Annotated in this window: 18 protein-coding genes; 13 read left to right on the top strand and 5 right to left on the bottom strand. The window is 66.1% G+C overall.

What is annotated here, in order from left to right; all coding sequences use genetic code 11:
* Positions 1 to 40 precede the first annotated feature (40 nt).
* The 8 genes from mpl (at position 41) to corA (ending at position 8395) form a co-directional block, all read left to right on the top strand.
* Entirely contained in the window at positions 41 to 1375 is a 1335-nt protein-coding gene (mpl, locus tag AC1DYX_RS17365; protein ID WP_477260999.1) for a UDP-N-acetylmuramate:L-alanyl-gamma-D-glutamyl-meso-diaminopimelate ligase, read from the top strand.
* A complete protein-coding gene (locus AC1DYX_RS17360) occupies positions 1372 to 1971 on the top strand; it encodes a YqiA/YcfP family alpha/beta fold hydrolase (RefSeq protein WP_477260993.1) in 600 nt (199 codons plus the stop codon). Before mpl ends, AC1DYX_RS17360 begins: the two co-directional genes overlap by 4 nt.
* A complete protein-coding gene (locus tag AC1DYX_RS17355; RefSeq protein WP_477260991.1) occupies positions 1968 to 2555 on the top strand; it encodes a chorismate--pyruvate lyase family protein in 588 nt (195 codons plus the stop codon). The genes AC1DYX_RS17360 and AC1DYX_RS17355 overlap by 4 nt, the downstream gene beginning before the upstream one ends.
* Before the next feature lies 1 nt (position 2556).
* Positions 2557 to 4626 carry an RNB domain-containing ribonuclease gene (locus AC1DYX_RS17350; protein WP_477260989.1) on the top strand — a complete coding sequence of 690 codons (2070 nt, stop codon included), beginning with the start codon at positions 2557 to 2559 and terminating at the stop codon, positions 4624 to 4626.
* Positions 4627 to 4873: 247 nt separating this feature from the next.
* Positions 4874 to 5725: a TonB family protein gene (locus tag AC1DYX_RS17345; protein WP_477260997.1), complete on the top strand. Its 852-nt coding sequence runs from the start codon at positions 4874 to 4876 to the stop codon at positions 5723 to 5725.
* Positions 5726 to 5736: 11 nt separating this feature from the next.
* Positions 5737 to 6561 carry a shikimate dehydrogenase gene (gene aroE, locus AC1DYX_RS17340; protein ID WP_477260987.1) on the top strand — a complete coding sequence of 275 codons (825 nt, stop codon included), beginning with the start codon at positions 5737 to 5739 and terminating at the stop codon, positions 6559 to 6561.
* Positions 6558 to 7298, top strand: a complete 741-nt coding sequence (mtgA, locus tag AC1DYX_RS17335) for a monofunctional biosynthetic peptidoglycan transglycosylase (protein WP_477260985.1) — start codon at positions 6558 to 6560, stop codon at positions 7296 to 7298. The genes aroE and mtgA overlap by 4 nt, the downstream gene beginning before the upstream one ends.
* A gap of 131 nt (positions 7299 to 7429) precedes the next feature.
* Positions 7430 to 8395, top strand: coding sequence for a magnesium/cobalt transporter CorA (gene corA, locus AC1DYX_RS17330; protein ID WP_477260984.1), 966 nt, complete (start codon positions 7430 to 7432; stop codon positions 8393 to 8395).
* 154 nt (positions 8396 to 8549) lie between these two features.
* Here the strand turns inward: corA and AC1DYX_RS17325 are convergent, their stop codons facing one another.
* The 5 genes from AC1DYX_RS17325 to thiD form a co-directional block, all read right to left on the bottom strand.
* Positions 8550 to 9143, bottom strand: coding sequence for a heme-degrading domain-containing protein (locus tag AC1DYX_RS17325; RefSeq protein ID WP_477260982.1), 594 nt, complete (start codon positions 9141 to 9143; stop codon positions 8550 to 8552).
* A gap of 56 nt (positions 9144 to 9199) precedes the next feature.
* Positions 9200 to 9613, bottom strand: a complete 414-nt coding sequence (locus AC1DYX_RS17320; RefSeq protein WP_477260980.1) for a hypothetical protein — start codon at positions 9611 to 9613, stop codon at positions 9200 to 9202.
* Between the two features lie 93 nt (positions 9614 to 9706).
* Entirely contained in the window at positions 9707 to 10984 is a 1278-nt protein-coding gene (locus tag AC1DYX_RS17315; protein ID WP_477260978.1) for an NRAMP family divalent metal transporter, read from the bottom strand.
* A 167-nt stretch (positions 10985 to 11151) separates the two neighbouring features.
* Positions 11152 to 12453, bottom strand: a complete 1302-nt coding sequence (gene hemL, locus AC1DYX_RS17310) for a glutamate-1-semialdehyde 2,1-aminomutase (protein ID WP_477260975.1) — start codon at positions 12451 to 12453, stop codon at positions 11152 to 11154.
* A gap of 53 nt (positions 12454 to 12506) precedes the next feature.
* Complete coding sequence (gene thiD / locus AC1DYX_RS17305) at positions 12507 to 13235, bottom strand: bifunctional hydroxymethylpyrimidine kinase/phosphomethylpyrimidine kinase (RefSeq protein WP_477260973.1); 729 nt, start codon at positions 13233 to 13235, stop codon at positions 12507 to 12509.
* Positions 13236 to 13469: 234 nt separating this feature from the next.
* On the opposite strand from thiD, the gene AC1DYX_RS17300 reads away from it, so the two are divergent.
* The 5 genes from AC1DYX_RS17300 to AC1DYX_RS17280 form a co-directional block, all read left to right on the top strand.
* The gene (locus tag AC1DYX_RS17300; protein ID WP_477260995.1) at positions 13470 to 13622 is read left to right on the top strand and encodes a rubredoxin; all 153 of its coding nucleotides are present in this window, start codon (positions 13470 to 13472) and stop codon (positions 13620 to 13622) included.
* Positions 13623 to 13782: 160 nt separating this feature from the next.
* Positions 13783 to 14178: a response regulator gene (locus AC1DYX_RS17295; RefSeq protein ID WP_477260971.1), complete on the top strand. Its 396-nt coding sequence runs from the start codon at positions 13783 to 13785 to the stop codon at positions 14176 to 14178.
* A 23-nt stretch (positions 14179 to 14201) separates the two neighbouring features.
* On the top strand, positions 14202 to 14570 hold the full coding sequence (locus AC1DYX_RS17290) for a response regulator (protein ID WP_477260969.1): 369 nt from the start codon (positions 14202 to 14204) through the stop codon (positions 14568 to 14570).
* A 1-nt stretch (position 14571) separates the two neighbouring features.
* On the top strand, positions 14572 to 15111 hold the full coding sequence (locus AC1DYX_RS17285; RefSeq protein ID WP_477260967.1) for a chemotaxis protein CheW: 540 nt from the start codon (positions 14572 to 14574) through the stop codon (positions 15109 to 15111).
* Between the two features lie 33 nt (positions 15112 to 15144).
* On the top strand, positions 15145 to 15401 hold a 257-nt coding region (locus AC1DYX_RS17280), incomplete at its 3' end, for a hypothetical protein (protein ID WP_477260965.1).

Raw genomic sequence — 15401 nt, 5'->3', positions numbered from 1 at the left:
CGTCATGCACATCCATATCCTCGGCATCTGCGGCACCTTCATGGGCGGCCTCGCGGTGCTGGCCAAAGAAGCCGGCCACCGCGTCACCGGGTGCGACGCCAACGTCTATCCTCCGATGAGTACCCAGCTCGAAGCCCAGGGCATCGAACTGATCCAGGGTTACGGGCCCGAGCAGGTGAACCTGAATCCGGACCTGTACGTGGTCGGCAACGTGATGACGCGTGGCAATCCGCTGATCGAAGAAATCCTGAACCGCGGCCTGCCGTACGTGTCTGGCCCGCAATGGATCGGCGACCACATCCTGCGCAATAAATGGGTGCTCGCCGTCGCGGGGACGCATGGCAAGACGACGACGTCGTCGATGCTCGCCTGGATCCTGGAAGATGCCGGCTATTCGCCGGGGTTCCTGATCGGCGGCGTGCCGCTGAACTTCGGCGTGTCGGCGCGCCTGAGCGGAGAAGCGGATTCCGACTTCTTCGTCATCGAGGCGGACGAGTACGACACGGCCTTTTTCGACAAGCGCTCGAAATTCGTGCACTACCACGCCAAGACCGCTGTGCTGAACAACCTGGAATACGATCATGCCGACATCTTCCCCGATATCGGCGCCATCGAGACGCAATTCCACCACCTCGTGCGGACGGTGCCCGGCGTCGGCCGGATCGTCGTGAACGGCGACGAGGCGTCGCTGGCGCGCGTACTGAAACGCGGCTGCTGGAGCGAGCAGGAAAGCTTCGGGCTTGCCGAAGGTGTGGACTGGAGTCTCGTCGAGCATCCGGGCGGCTCCAGCTTCGACGTGATCTTCAAGGGCGAGCCGCAGGGCACCGTCCACTGGGACCTGACCGGCCACCACAACCGCAGCAATGCGCTGGCCGCCATCGCCGCCGCGCGCCATGTGGGCGTGCCGCCCGCGCAGGCGATCGAGTCGCTGGGACGCTTCCAGAACGTCAAGCGGCGCATGGAAGTGCGCGGCACCGTCAAGGGCATCACCGTGTACGACGACTTCGCGCATCATCCGACCGCGATCGCGACCACGGTGGGTGGCCTGCGTCAAAAAATTGGCACGTCGGGCAGGATTCTCGCCGTGCTGGAGCCGCGCTCGAACACGATGAAGCTGGGCGCGATGAAGGATGCGCTGCCGGGCAGCCTGAAGGATGCCGACCTCGTGTTCGGCTTCGGCAGCCAGCAGGCGCTGGGCTGGTCGCTGGCGGACGCATTGAAACCGCTGGGCACCAACGCGCACAGCTTCGACCAGCTCGACTACATGGTGCAGGCGATCGTGCAGGCCGCGCAGCCGGGCGACCACATCCTCGTGATGAGCAACGGCGGGTTCGGCGGCGTGCATCAGAAGCTGCTCGAGGCGCTCGCGGCATGAGTAATGCCCCGCATCTTCTCTATCTGCACGGCTTCCGCTCCTCGCCACGCTCGTTCAAGGCGCGCGTCGTGCAGCAGCGGATGGACGCGGCCGGCCTTGCCGCCAGCCTGGTCTGCCCGCAACTGCCGGCCTCGCCCAGGGCCGCGATGGACCTCGTGCTCACGCTCGTGGAGCGATATGCCGCACGAGGGGAAAATGAGCTCGCGATCGTCGGCTCCTCGCTGGGCGGATTCTACGCGACCTGGCTGGCGGAGCGCTTCGGCTGCCGCGCGGCGCTGATCAACCCGGCCGTCGACCCGCTCAAGGACCTGGATAAGCACGTCGGGGTGACGACCGCATGGCATACGGGCGAGCCGTTCGAGTTCAAGCGCGAATACATCGATGAACTGGCCGCATTGAAAGTCGCACGCATCACGCGGCCCGAGCGGTATTTCCTGCTGGCCGCCACCGGCGACGAGGTGTTGGACTATCGCGACATGGTTGCGCACTACACGGGCGCGCACCAGCACGTCATTCAGGGCAGCGACCACGCCGTGTCGGAATTCGAGCAGTATGTCGACGAGGTACTGGCGTTCTGTCTCTCGGGTGCCCAGTGAGGCCGGCATCGCTGCGCCGGGCCCGCTGGCTCGCGCATCCGGCAAGAGCAGGCGCGCCGGCCGCCATGTGCGACTGGCTGACGACGCCGGGCTCGCTGACGGCGCGCCTGATCGCGCACAGCCGGCATTTCCGGGTACAGAAACTGCGCCAGGCGGGCAATGTCTGCCTGGCGGACGAGGCCGGCGCGATCGGTCTGGCGCGGCCCCGGCGGGTGTGGGAGCGCGAAGTGCTGCTGCGCTGCGACGGGCGGCCGGTCGTGTTCGGCCATACCGTCGTGCCGATGAGCGCGAGTGCGAGCGACTGGCCGCTGTTTTCGGCGCTGGGCGAGCGTTCGCTGGGCACGACGCTGTTCCACGATCCGCTCGTGCGTCGTGGCGAACTGGAATTTGCGCGGCTGCGTCCCGGCCATCCGCTGCTGGCCCGTGTGCATGTTGCGCTCGGCGGGGACATCCCCGCGATGGATGCCTGTTTTGCGCGGCGCTGCGTGTATCGTCGCCGCCAGGGACTGCTGCTGGTCACCGAGGTCTTCCTGCCCGCGGTGCTGGATCTCGTGGTGACCGCCACTACTATAAATACGAACTGACATGAACTTATTTTTCGAAGAGTCCGGCGATTTCAAGGTCGGCACCGTGCTGTCGCAGGCGGGCGAGGCCTACCAGGTTGAAATGCCGAGCGGGAAGCGTACCAAGGTCAAGGCGCGCGACGTGATGCTGCAGTTCGACAAACCGGACCCGGCCACCCTGCTGGAACAGGCGAAGGGCGTCGCGGCGGACGTCGACCTGGAATTCCTGTGGGAAGTCGCGGGGCAGGAAGAATTCGGTTTCGCCGAACTGGGCGCCGAATACTTCGGCCACCCGCCGCTGCCGTTCGAGGCGGCCGGCCTCGTGCTGGCGCTGCATGGCGCGCCCATCTATTTCTACAAGAAGGGCCGCGGCCGCTACAAGGCGGCGCCGGAACAGTCGCTGCGCGCGGCGCTGGCCGGCATCGAAAAGAAGAAGCAGCAGGCCATCGTGCAGGCCACGTATGTCGAGGAACTGAAGGCTGGCAGGCTGCCGCAGGCGATGCAGCCGCTCGTCCAGCAACTGCTGTTCAAGCCGGACAAGAACAGCATCGAATACAAGGCGCTCGAGACGGCCGCCGACGAGTTGCAGACGACGGCCCCGCGCCTGATGCTGTCCACCGGCGGCATCGCGTCGGCCAAAGAGCTGCACATGGGCCGCTTCCTGTTCGAACACTTCCCGCGTGGCGCCGGCTTCCCGCCCGTCGCGGTGCCGACGCCGCCCGCCGACCTGCCGCTGGCGAACGTGGCCGCGTTCTCGATCGACGACGTGACGACGACCGAGATCGACGACGCGTTCTCCGTCGAGACGCTCGATGACGGCACCGTCCGCGTGGGCATCCACATCGCGGCGCCGGGCCTGGGCATCCGTCCGGACGACGCCATCGACAAGATCGCCCGCGCGCGCATGTCGACCGTGTATATGCCGGGCGACAAGATCACGATGTTGCCGGACGACGTCGTCGATGCCTACACGCTGGCCGAGGGGAATGACTGCCCGGCGCTGTCGCTGTATGCCGTGCTGGACCCGGCGACGTGGACCGTGCTGTCGACGACGACGCGCGCCGAGCGCGTGCCCGTCAAGAGCAACCTGCGCCACAACGACCTGGACGAGGTCGTCAATGAGCAGACGCTGAACAGCGGAGAAGGCGACTACCCGCACAAGAAGGAGCTGGGCCTGTTGTGGCAATGGGCGCTGCAGCTGGAAGCGGGCCGCATGAAGAAGCGGGAAGCGTTCGGGCTGAAACCGGAGCAGGCCAACCGCGTCGACTTCAATTTTTATGTCGAGGACGACGTCGTCACGATCGTGCGCCGCAAGCGCGGTGCGCCGCTGGACAAGATCGTGGCCGAGCTGATGATCTTCGCCAACAGCACCTGGGGCAAGCTGCTGCACGACTGCGGCGTGCCGGGCATCTACCGCTCGCAGGGACCGGGTGCCGGCGGCTGGGCCGCCAAGATGCAGGTGCGCATGGTGACCCACGCGGCGCCGCACCAGGGCCTCGGCGTGGACCAGTATGCGTGGTCGACGTCGCCGCTGCGCCGCTACACCGACCTCGTGAACCAGTGGCAGATCCTCGCCTGCGCCAGCAACGGCGTGACGGCGCCGCTCGTCGCGCCGTTCAAGCACCGCGACGCCACGCTGTTCTCGATCGTCTCCGCGTTCGACGCGGCGTACTCGGCGTACAACGACTTCCAGCAGAACATGGAGCGCTACTGGTGCCTGCGCTGGCTGGCCCAGGAACATGCGAAACAGGTCGATGCGGTGGCGCTGAAGGATGAAGTGCTGCGCCTCGTCGAGATCCCGCTCGTGATCCGCCTGCCGGGCATGCCCCAGGTGGCGCGCGGCGCCCAGGTCCGCCTGGACATCGTGCGCTGGGACGAGGTCGACCTGTCGCTGGAAGCGCGCCTGCTCGAAGTGGCGGCCGTGGCGCCTGAAGCAGCCGCGGAGCTGGGCCTGGACGAGGAGGAAGACAGTACCGACACCGGCGAGGCGGCGGCGGCCGAAGTGGCCGAGGCCGAGGGCGCTGTGGCTGTCACCGATCCGGAGACGCAGACCGACGTGGCGGGCGAGCAGGCCGATCCGGCGGCGGCGTAGGGTGGGCATTTGAGGCCGGGGGCCTCAAATGAGTGCCCACGCGTGACGTTTGCATGTTGTCGGCGTCCGCGTGGGCACGGTGTGCCCACCCTACGTTAAAACAATGGCAACTTGTTGTTGCTGGCACGATCCGGAGTTTCCACAAGGCTCGCAAATCGGCCAGCCCGCACGGTAGAATGGGGAGTTCCATGACCCMAACCGTCCCACCCAGCAGCGCGTGAACACCCTCCGACACAACCGTCCCCTGATGATCGCCATCACCTTTTCGGTGCTGGCGCACGCTTCCCTGCTGGCGATCCGCTTCGCCGCGCCGGATGCGTTCCGGCTGCAGCCGGCCGATCCGGGCCTGGAGGTCATCCTGGTCAACGCCAGGCATGCGCGCGCGCCCGTGAAGGCCGACGCGCTGGCCCAGGCCAACCTGGATGGCGGCGGCAACGCGGACGCCGGCCGCGCCCAGTCGCCGCTGCCCGACCTGCGCAAGATCGAGAATGGCGACAGTATCAAGGCCTTGCAGCGCCGCATCGCCGAATTGGAACAGCAACAGAAAAACGTGCTGACGAAAGTCCGCCAGTCGCAATTCAACAGCGCGCCCGTGGCCGACCAGGCCCGGCCGGACCCGAATCGCACGGGCGCCGACAATGTCGATTCCGCCAAGGCCATCGCGCGCATGACGGCCGAAATCACGCAGCGCATCGCCGACGAGAACAAACGCCCGAAAAAGACGTTCATCAGCCCCAGCACGCGCGAGGTCGGCTACGCCATGTATTACAAGGCAATGCAGAAACGCGTGGAAGAAATCGGCACCCTGAACTTCCCGCAGCAGAACGGCCACAAGCTGTATGGCGAGCTGGTCGTCTACATCCCGATCTTCCAGGACGGCTCCCTCTATGAAAAAGAGGGCGGGCCGCGCGTCGAGCGCAGTTCCGGCAATCCGGCGCTGGACAAGGCCGCGCTGGCGATCGTGCGCCGCGCCGCGCCGTTCGGCAAATTCCCGGCGAATATGCGTTCGAGCGACAAGGACGACCTCTGGATCGTCGTCACCCGCTTCAAGTTCACGCGCGAGGAAAAGCTGCAGGCGGAATTGCGTGGGGAAGGCTAACAGGAGAGAGAATGACGGATAAATATTGCGTGATCGGCAACCCGATCGCCCATAGTAAATCGCCGGACATCCACGCCGCGTTCGCGGCCGAAACCGGCCAGGACATCTCGTACGAACGCTGCCTGGCGCCGCTGGACGGCTTTGCCGACACCGTCCGCGACCTCGTCGCACAAGGGTATCGCGGTGCCAACGTGACCGTCCCGTTCAAGCTGGAAGCGGCCGCCCTGGCCTCCCGACTGGAAGAGCGCGCGCGCCTGGCCGGCGCCGTCAACACGCTGCGCTTCGAGGCGGGCGAGATCGTCGGCGACAACACGGACGGCCCGGGTCTCGTGGCCGACATCGTGAAGAATGCCGGCGTGCCGCTGGCCGGCAAGCGCATCCTGCTGCTGGGTGCCGGCGGTGCGGCGCGCGGCGTGATCCTGCCGTTCCTGAACGAAAAGCCGGAAGCGATCGTGATCGCCAACCGCACGCGCGTGACGGCCGATGCGCTCGTCGACCATTTTGCCGGCCATGTCGCCTGGGCGGGCCAGGTCACTGCTTGTGGGTTCGACGACATCGCGGGCCCGTTCGACGTGGTCGTCAACGCGACGTCGGCCAGCCTGTCCGCCGCCATGCCGCCCGTGCCGGCGACCGCGTTCCGCGCGGGCACCCTGGCGCTGGACATGATGTACGGGAAGGATGCAACGCCGTTCATGCAGTTCGCGGCGGCGCACGGCGCGATCATGCGCGACGGCCTGGGCATGCTGGTCGAACAGGCGGCCGAGGCGTTCTTCATCTGGCGCGGCGTGCGGCCGCAGACGCAGGCCGTGCTGGCCGGGATGCGCGCACGGTCATGACGGGCGTCGGCACGCTCAAGGTGGGCGCGGCGGCGCGCACCAAGGCTGGCGGCCGGCGCTGGCTGAAATGGATCATCCTTGGGCCGCTGCTGCTCGTCGTCCTCCTGCAGCTGTATTTCTTCGCGATGGTGTGTTGGTGGACCCAGTTCAACCCGTCGTCCACGAGCATGATGCGCCAGCAGCTGGCGGCGCTGCGCGAACAGAATTCAAACGCGAAGCTGGAACAGGTGTGGGTGCCGTATGCGCGTATCTCGAACAATCTCAAGCGCGCCGTGATCGCGTCCGAGGATGCCAATTTCAGCGAGCATGACGGCGTCGACTGGGACGCGCTGGAAAAAGCCTACGAGCGCAACAACAAGAAGCACAAGGTGGTGGGCGGCGGCTCGACGATCACCCAGCAGCTCGCGAAGAATCTGTTCCTGTCCGGCTCGCGCAACTACCTGCGCAAGGGCCAGGAACTGGTCATCGCCTACATGCTGGAAGCGGTGATGGACAAGGAACGCATCCTGGAAATCTACCTGAACGTGGTGGAATTCGGCCGCGGCGTGTTCGGCGCCGAGGCCGCCGCGCGCCATTATTTCCGCACGTCGGCCGCGAACCTGAACGCCGCCCAGGCCGCGCGCCTGGCCGTGATGCTGCCGAACCCGCGCTACTACGACCGCCACCGCGACACGAGCTACCTGGCGCGCCGCACCGCGATCATCCAGCGCCGCATGAACGCCGCCGAACTGCCTTAAAATTCGGGGTCAGAGCACTTTTCGACGAAAAGTGCTCTGACCCCGAATTTTAAACGTGGATTCGGGCTGGCCGGCCTCAAGGCTTACAGGTACACTTGCGCTGTTTCCGAATCCGGCCGAGAAAGCAGCGCATGATCAACGTATTTGTCCTACAAAATGGCCGACTGAATCAGGTTCCTATCGCTTCGCGTACCGATCTGCAGAATGTTCCTGCCGTCTGGGTCGACCTGCTCGACCCTACCGAAGAAGAGCGCGCCTGGGTCAAGGCGACCTATGACGTGATCCTGCCCGGCGAGGACGAAGTCCAGGATATCGAGGCCTCGGCCCGCTACTACGAGGCGGAAAACGGCGACCTGCACCTGCGTACCGACTTCCTGCGCGAGGAAGAGGATGGCCCGTCGCGCATCGTGACGGTGGCATTCATCCTGGCCAAGAAAATCCTGTTCTCGGTCCATACCGACGAACTGCCCGTGTTCCGCCTCGTGCGCCTGCGCGCGCGCTCGCGGCCCGGCTCGATCGAGGATTACATGGACGTGCTGCTGGACCTGTACGCGACGGACGCGGAATACTCGGCCGATGCGCTGGAGGGCATCTACGAGAGCCTGGAAGACGTCAGCCAGCGCGTGCTGCAGAAGGAATTCACCGACCAGGACGCGGCGTCCGCGCTGAATGCGATCGCGCACGAGGAAGACTTGAACGGCCGCATCCGCCGCAACATGATGGACACGCGCCGCGCCGTCAGCTTCCTGATGCGCGGACGATTGCTGAACGCGGACCAGTTCGAGGAAGCGCGCCAGATCCTGCGCGACATCGAATCGCTGGATGGCCACACCTCATTCCTGTTCGACAAGATCAACTTCCTGATGGATGCCACGGTCGGCTTCATCAACATCAACCAGAACAAGATCATCAAGATCTTCTCGGTGGCGTCGGTCGCCTTCCTGCCGCCGACCCTGATCGCCAGCATCTACGGCATGAACTTCGAATTCCTGCCGGAGCTGCACTGGCACTTCGGCTATGGCTGGTCGCTGGGGCTGATGGTCGTCAGCGCCATCGCTCCCTTCCTCTATTTCCGCCACCGCGGCTGGCTGAAATAGCACGTCGCCAAACCTGCTGCGCGTTGCATCGGGCCGCGCAGGCTGCTGTCCTGCGATGCTCCGCTACGGCGGACCGGCTGTACTACTCGTACAGCTGCGCTTCTCGAACAGCACTGCGGCCGCTCGTGACGGTTTTGCGAGGTGCTATAAGTAATCAGATCGCGACGTCGTCCGCTTTCAGGTACCACTTGAGTGCGCGCACGACCATCGCATGGTCGTCCACGCCCGCGAGGCCGGACACGGTGATGGTGCCGACCTGTCCGGTTCCCTTGACGACGATGGGGAACGAGCCGCCGTGCGCGGCATAGTCCCTGGTATCGAACGTGGGCAGGTTGTCGTAGTCGCGGCCGGCATTGACGGCTTCCGTGTGCACGAAGAACGATGCGTGGCCCGTGCGGTTCACGAGGTTGCTCTTGCGGCGGATCCAGTCGACGTTGTTCGGGCTCGTGCCCGCCATCGCGTGGAAGAACAGCGGGTTGCGGTTGACGGTGATGTCGACCGTGACGGCGACCTTGTCGGCCTTGGCCATTTCGACGATCCGGTTGCCGATCGCGAGCGCCGTGTCATTGTCGAAGGACGAGAACTGCAGCGCCTGCTCCTGGCGGCGGATGGTGTCGAGCGAAACGGTTTTCTTTTCCATGCTGGTTCCTGGCGGGGTGGTCGTGGCGGCAAGGGTCGGCAGCGCGGCGACCAGCAAGCCCGCCGCGGCCAGTGCGGCACAGGAACAGCGGATGATACTTACAGCCATGACGTCGCCTCTCTCCGGTTTTATTATCCGGACAAGTATAACCGGAGAGGATGCTGCTATTGCTTCAGATTCAGGAACAGATTCGCGGCGAACGCGACGATCGCCAGCGCGCCGGTGATCTCCGCGATCGCGAGAACGGGCGCGACGGCGACGTGGCCCAGCAGCAGCATGGAGAGCGCACCCATCATCACGGGCAGCGCCAGGTTCAGCAGCCAGAAGTGCACGCGCGCGAGACGGCTTGCGCCGGCCTGCGGAAAGACGCTGTAGATCAGGCCGGCCAGCGCCATCGTCGTCCACCCCAGCAGGTTGACGTGGGCGTGCACCGGACGCAGCGTGAAGTTCTGGCTGGCGCCCATGGCGATGCCCAGCGAAATGCCGAGGATGAGGTAGAGAACGGCCAGCTTGATCCAGATGATGCCGGCGCGCGAGAACTGCGGCTGCGGCAGCGGAGTAACGGTCGTGGTTTGCATGATGCGGCTCCTGATGGTATTTACGATGAAGAGCGCATCGTAAAGCCGCCGGCCGCGCCGGTGCAGCCCCACGCGTGGGGGACGATTATCCGGTCACATCGTCGCGAACATCGCCACCACGGCCACGAGCATGATCGCCACGCCGACCCAGCCATTGATCGTATGGCGCCTGGACAATGTGTACTGGCCCATGATCTTGCGGTTCTGCGCGAGCATCATCATGACGACCATGATCGGCACGGCGATCACGCCATTGATCTGCGCGGACAGCACCAGCGCCGCGATCGGGTCGACCGGCGCGAAGTCGAGCAGCACGCCGCCCAAGGTGGCGAGGGCGATGATGCCGTAGAACTCGCGCGCCTCGACGACTTTCAGGTCCATGCCGTTGCGCCAGCGAAAGCTCTCGGTGACGGCGTAGGCGGCCGACCCCGCCAGCACGGGAACAGCCAGCATGCCGGTGCCGATGATGCCCAGCGCGAACGCGAGGAACGCGAACTCGCCCGCCACCGGACGCAGCGCCTCGGCCGCCTGCGCCGACGACTGGATGTCCGTGATGCCGTGCGCGCCGAGCGTGACGGCCGTCGTCAGCATGATGAAGAACGCGACGAGGTTGGAAAAGCCCATGCCGATCACCGTATCGGCCTTGATGCGCCTGAGCTGCGCGACGGCGTCGCGTGGACGCGTGCGCAGCGCGCGCGTGTGGTGGTCGTTGCGGATCTCCTCGACTTCCTGCGACGCCTGCCAGAAGAACAGGTAGGGACTGATCGTCGTGCCGAACACGGCGACGATCAGCGCGACGGACTCCTTCGTGAACGCAAAATGCGGCCAGACGGTGCGCGCGAACACCTCCGTCCACGGCATGTGCACGGCGAACGCCGTCGCGACATAGGCCAAGAGGCCGAGCGTCAGCCATTTCAGGTAGCGCACATAGGTGGCGTACGGCAGGAACACTTGCAGCAGGAGGCACAGCAGGCCGAAGCCGAGCGCGTACAGGTGACTGGAACCAACGCCGGTCACGAGACGCAGGGCTTCGCCCATGGCGGCGATGTCCGCTGCGATGTTGATCACGTTGGCGGTCAGGAGCAGTGCCACGATCGCGTACAGCAGCCAGGGCGAATAGGCGCGGCGGATGTTCGCGGCGAGGCCGCGCCCCGTCACCCGGCCGATGCGTGCCGACACGAGCTGGATGCCGACCATGAACGGGTAGGTCAGCTCGAGCGTCCACAGCGTATTGAATCCGAATTGCGCGCCGGCCTGCGAATAGGTGGCGATGCCGGACGGATCGTCGTCGGCCGCGCYGGTGATGAGGCCGGGGCCGAGCGATTTCAGGGTGGCGTTGTCGGTGAGGCGGCGGAAAAGCTTGAACGGCATGTGGGGCCTGGCGCGAATGAAACCGGGCGCGCGGCCGGGAAATCAGCGCGCCGGGGCGATCAAATGATGATGGGGAAGGTCCATGGTCGGCGGTAGGGTGGGCTCCCCGAGCCCACGCGTGACGCTCGCATCATGCTGGCGTCCGCGTGGGCACGGGGGTGCCCACCCTACGCAAGTAAAGCAAATACACGGCGGGCGGCGTCGACCGTCTCCGCGATGATGGCATCGTCATGCGCCGCCGACACGAAGCCCGCTTCGAACATGGCCGGCGCGAAGTACACGCCTTCGTCCAGCATGCCGTGGAAGAAGCGGTTGAAGCGTTCCTTGTCGCCGGCCATCATCTGGCCGTAGCCGGACGGGATCGTGCCCGCGAAATACAGGCCGAACATGCCGCCGACGCTGTCCGCGCAGAAGGCCACGCCCGCTTCCTTCGCGGCGGCCGTCAGGCCTTCGACCAGCTTGGCCGTCTGCGCGGTGAGGTGTTCGTAGAAACCCGGTTCCTGGATCAGTTTCAAGGTGGTCATGCCGGCGGCGACGGCCACCGGGTTGCCGGACAGCGTGCCCGCCTGGTAGACGGGGCCGATCGGCGCCATCTTCTGCATCAGGTCGGCGCGGCCGCCGAACGCTGCGACCGGCATGCCGCCGCCGATGACCTTGCCCAGCGCCGTCAGGTCCGGCGTGATGCCATACAGCGCCTGCGCACCGCCCATGCCCACGCGGAAGCCCGACATGACCTCGTCGAAGATCAGGACGGCACCGTATTCCGTGCACAGTTCACGCATGCGGTGCAGGAATTCCGGCGTCGCGCGGATCAGGTTCATGTTGCCGGCCACGGCTTCCACGATCACGCAGGCGATGGTGTCGCCCATCGACTGGAATGCGTCTTCCAGTTGCGGGACGTTGTTGTAGTCGAGGACGAGCGTGTGCTTGACGAAGTCTTCCGGCACGCCGGCCGACGTCGGGTTGCCGAACGTGAGCAGGCCCGACCCGGCCTTCACGAGCAGGGAATCGGCGTGGCCGTGGTAGCAGCCTTCGAACTTGACGATCTTGTCGCGGCCGGTCGCGCCGCGCGCCAGGCGCAGGGCGCTCATCGTCGCTTCCGTGCCGGAGGAAACCAGGCGCACCTGCTCGATCGATGGCACGAGGCGGCAGATCTCCTCGGCGATCTCGATCTCGCCCTCGGTCGGGGCGCCGAACGACAGGCCGCGCGCGGCGGCTTCCTGCACGGCCTTCACCACTTGTGGGTGGGCGTGGCCGACGATGGCCGGGCCCCAGGAACCGATGTAGTCGATGTAGCGCTTGCCGTCCGCGTCCCAGAAATACGGCCCTTCGGCGCGGGTGATGAAGCGCGGGGTGCCGCCGACGGAGCGGAAGGCGCGCACGGGCGAGTTCACGCCGCCCGGCGTGGTCTGCTGGGCGCGGGCGAACAGGGTATCGTTCCGGGAAGTGGTGTTGGGGGTAGCGGTCATGGTGTCTCGGATGAATCGGCGCCATGCCCGCGAYGGGGGCTGRCGCCGTCGGGTTAGCGGGCCGCGCCGGGGACGCGGAAGATCTTGTTGGGAATGAGTCGGCCCATGCCGAAGCGGCCGGCGTTGGCGAGGGCGCCGGTAACGTAAGCCTGGGCGCCGGTCAGGGCGTCCGCGGCGCCGGCGCCGAGCGCCATGCGCGCGGCCAGCGCGGCCGACAGCGTATTGCCCGCGCCGACGAACGGGCCGGGCAGGTGCTGTGTCCAGGGGAGGCTGGCGGCCAGGCCGTCCGCGTCGTACAACTCGTTGCAGCGCGTGCCGTCGCCGCCGCCGATGCCCGTCACGAGCACGTGGCCGCAGCCCATGCCGATCAGTTCCGTCGCATCCTCGGCGACGGTGGCGGAGCTGGCCGGGTCGCGCCAGCAGTCGGCCAGGCGCGCCAGTTCCGGCTGCGACAGCATGAACACGCTGGCCTGCGGCACGAGCAGTTGATGAATGAGCGTCAACATATCATCGTCGCGCGGACCGCAATCGGGCAGCGCGGACGTGAACGGATCGAGCACGAGGGGCACGTCGGCGTAGTCGGACACGATTTCCGCGATGGCGGCGATCTGTTCCAGCGTGGCCATCGTCCCCACCTTGATCGCGGCCACCGGCATGTCCTCGAGCAGCATGCGCGCCTGTTCCACGACGTGGGAATGGTCGACCGGCTGGATGTCGTCGACGCGCGCGGTATCGGCCACGAGGATGCCCGTCACGACCGAGAGGGCGTGACAGCCATGCATGGCAAAAACGGTCACGTCGCACTGGATACCCAGCGCCCCGACCGGATCGGTGGGTCCGAACGTAAGGATGAGTGGAGACTGTTGGTTTTGCACAGCGCCTAGATTAAGATACCTGACTTCCCATTTTACTAGAGGGTTCCTGGAAAAACCTACTGCCCGTGCGGTCGTGTCCGGGAGCTCCGCAATCGACAAGGAATCAAAGTGAGTACAGAAACGCAGGTTTACCAGACCTGGATGTGCCTGATCTGCGGCTGGGTCTACGACGAAGCCGCCGGCGCCCCGGACGACGGCATCGCGCCGGGAACCCGCTGGGCCGACGTGCCGATGAACTGGACGTGCCCGGAATGCGGCGCGCGCAAGGACGATTTTGAAATGACCGTGATCTGACCGGTCGTTTGCCATTCGATCAAAGGCGATGCCGTTTCGCCAATGTTTCGTACCATCCATTCAACGAAGCGCAATCCTGTTAGTTGATGCAACGCAACACTTCGTGCACAAGCCCCGGACCCTATGCTATCTTGCGGGTTCATGCTGAAGTGAAACGAATATGACGACGCAACCGACAGGCCTGACGATCATGGTGATCGACGACAGCAGCACGATCCGTCGTTCCGCCGAGATTTTCCTGTCCCAGGCCGGCTACCACGTGGTGCTGGCCGAAGACGGCTTCGATGCACTGGCCAAGATCAACGACCACCATCCCGCGCTGGTGTTCTGTGACATCCTGATGCCGCGCCTGGACGGCTACCAGACCTGCGCGCTGATCAAGAAGAGCGCCAGGTTCCACGCCACGCCGGTCGTCATGCTGTCGTCCAAGGATGGCCTGTTCGACCGTGCGCGCGGCGCGATGGTCGGTTCGAGCGCCTATCTCACCAAACCCTTTTCCAAGGACAGCCTGCTGGCTGCCGTGCGCGACCATGCGCCGGTCGACGGTGCCGGCTGATCCATAACGATGCGGAGCCCGCCGTGGCCATACAAAAGATCCTGATCGTCGACGATTCCCCGACCGAACGCTATTACCTGACCGATATCCTCGTGCGGAACGGCTTTACCGTGACGACCGCCGACAATGGCGAGGAGGCGCTGGCCAAGATCCGCGCCGAGCGTCCGCAACTGATCCTGATGGATGTCGTGATGCCGGGCGCGAACGGTTTCCAGGTGACGCGCTCGATCGCGCGCGACCCGGAACTGGCGTCCGTCCCCGTCATCATCTGCAGCAGCAAGGACCAGGAGACGGACCGCATCTGGGGCATGCGCCAGGGCGCGAAGGATTATTTCGTCAAGCCGGTCGACCCGGCCAAGCTGCTGGCCAGGATTGCCACGCTCGGCGCCTGACATGAGCGCCAGCGACGCCAGCGGGCAGAAGGGCGCGGCCAGACGGGCGCGCCTGCGCCAGTACCAGGAACAGTTGCTCGAGCGCATGCAGGCTGCGCGCACGAGCAGCGGCGCGCGCGCGCACCAGCTGGGCGTCGAGATCGGCGGGGTGCGCTACCTGCTGGACCTCGTCGAAGCGGGCGAGATCGTGCCGCTGCCGGCGCTGGCCGCCGTGCCGCTCACGCAACCGTGGTACCTCGGCCTCGCGAACGTGCGCGGCAATTTGCTGGGCGTCGTCGACCTGTCCCGCTATTTCGATCCCGGGGCGGCCCCGGCGGATGCCCGGGCAAATGCGCCGGCGGCGGGGGCGCGCCTCGTGACGTTCGCGCCCGGCCTCGGCTTCCCGTGCGCCCTGCTGGTCGGGCGCGTGGTCGGCCTGCGCCACGCGGCCGACATGGCACCAGGCGAAGGCTGTTTGCGCGACGCCGAGGGTCACGAATGGACGCCGCTGTCGCTGGCCGCCCTCGCGCGCGAGGAACGTTTCCTGCAAGTCGCACGCTAAATCAATCACAACGGGTTCTGCACTGGAGCTGGAATGGGATTCGCATCCAAACTGTCGATGAATTTCTTCCCCAAAAACGAGGGTGGCGCAACGCCGGAGCCCGGCACCGTGCTGGCGTCGCCCGACACGCAGTTCGGCGTCGGCACGCTGGCGGCCGCGCCGGAGACGGTGCCTGCGGGCCCTGTCAGCGGCACCGCGCCGACGGGCTCCGCGGACGATGCCGCGTTGCGTCTCGGCCAGCTCGCCCGGCGCCGGCAACGCACCGCCGCGCAGGCCGCGGCGGCCGCGGC

The sequence above is a fragment of the Massilia sp. P2_C2 genome, assembly GCF_056404615.1.
This window is presented reverse-complemented; position numbering and strand designations above follow the sequence as displayed.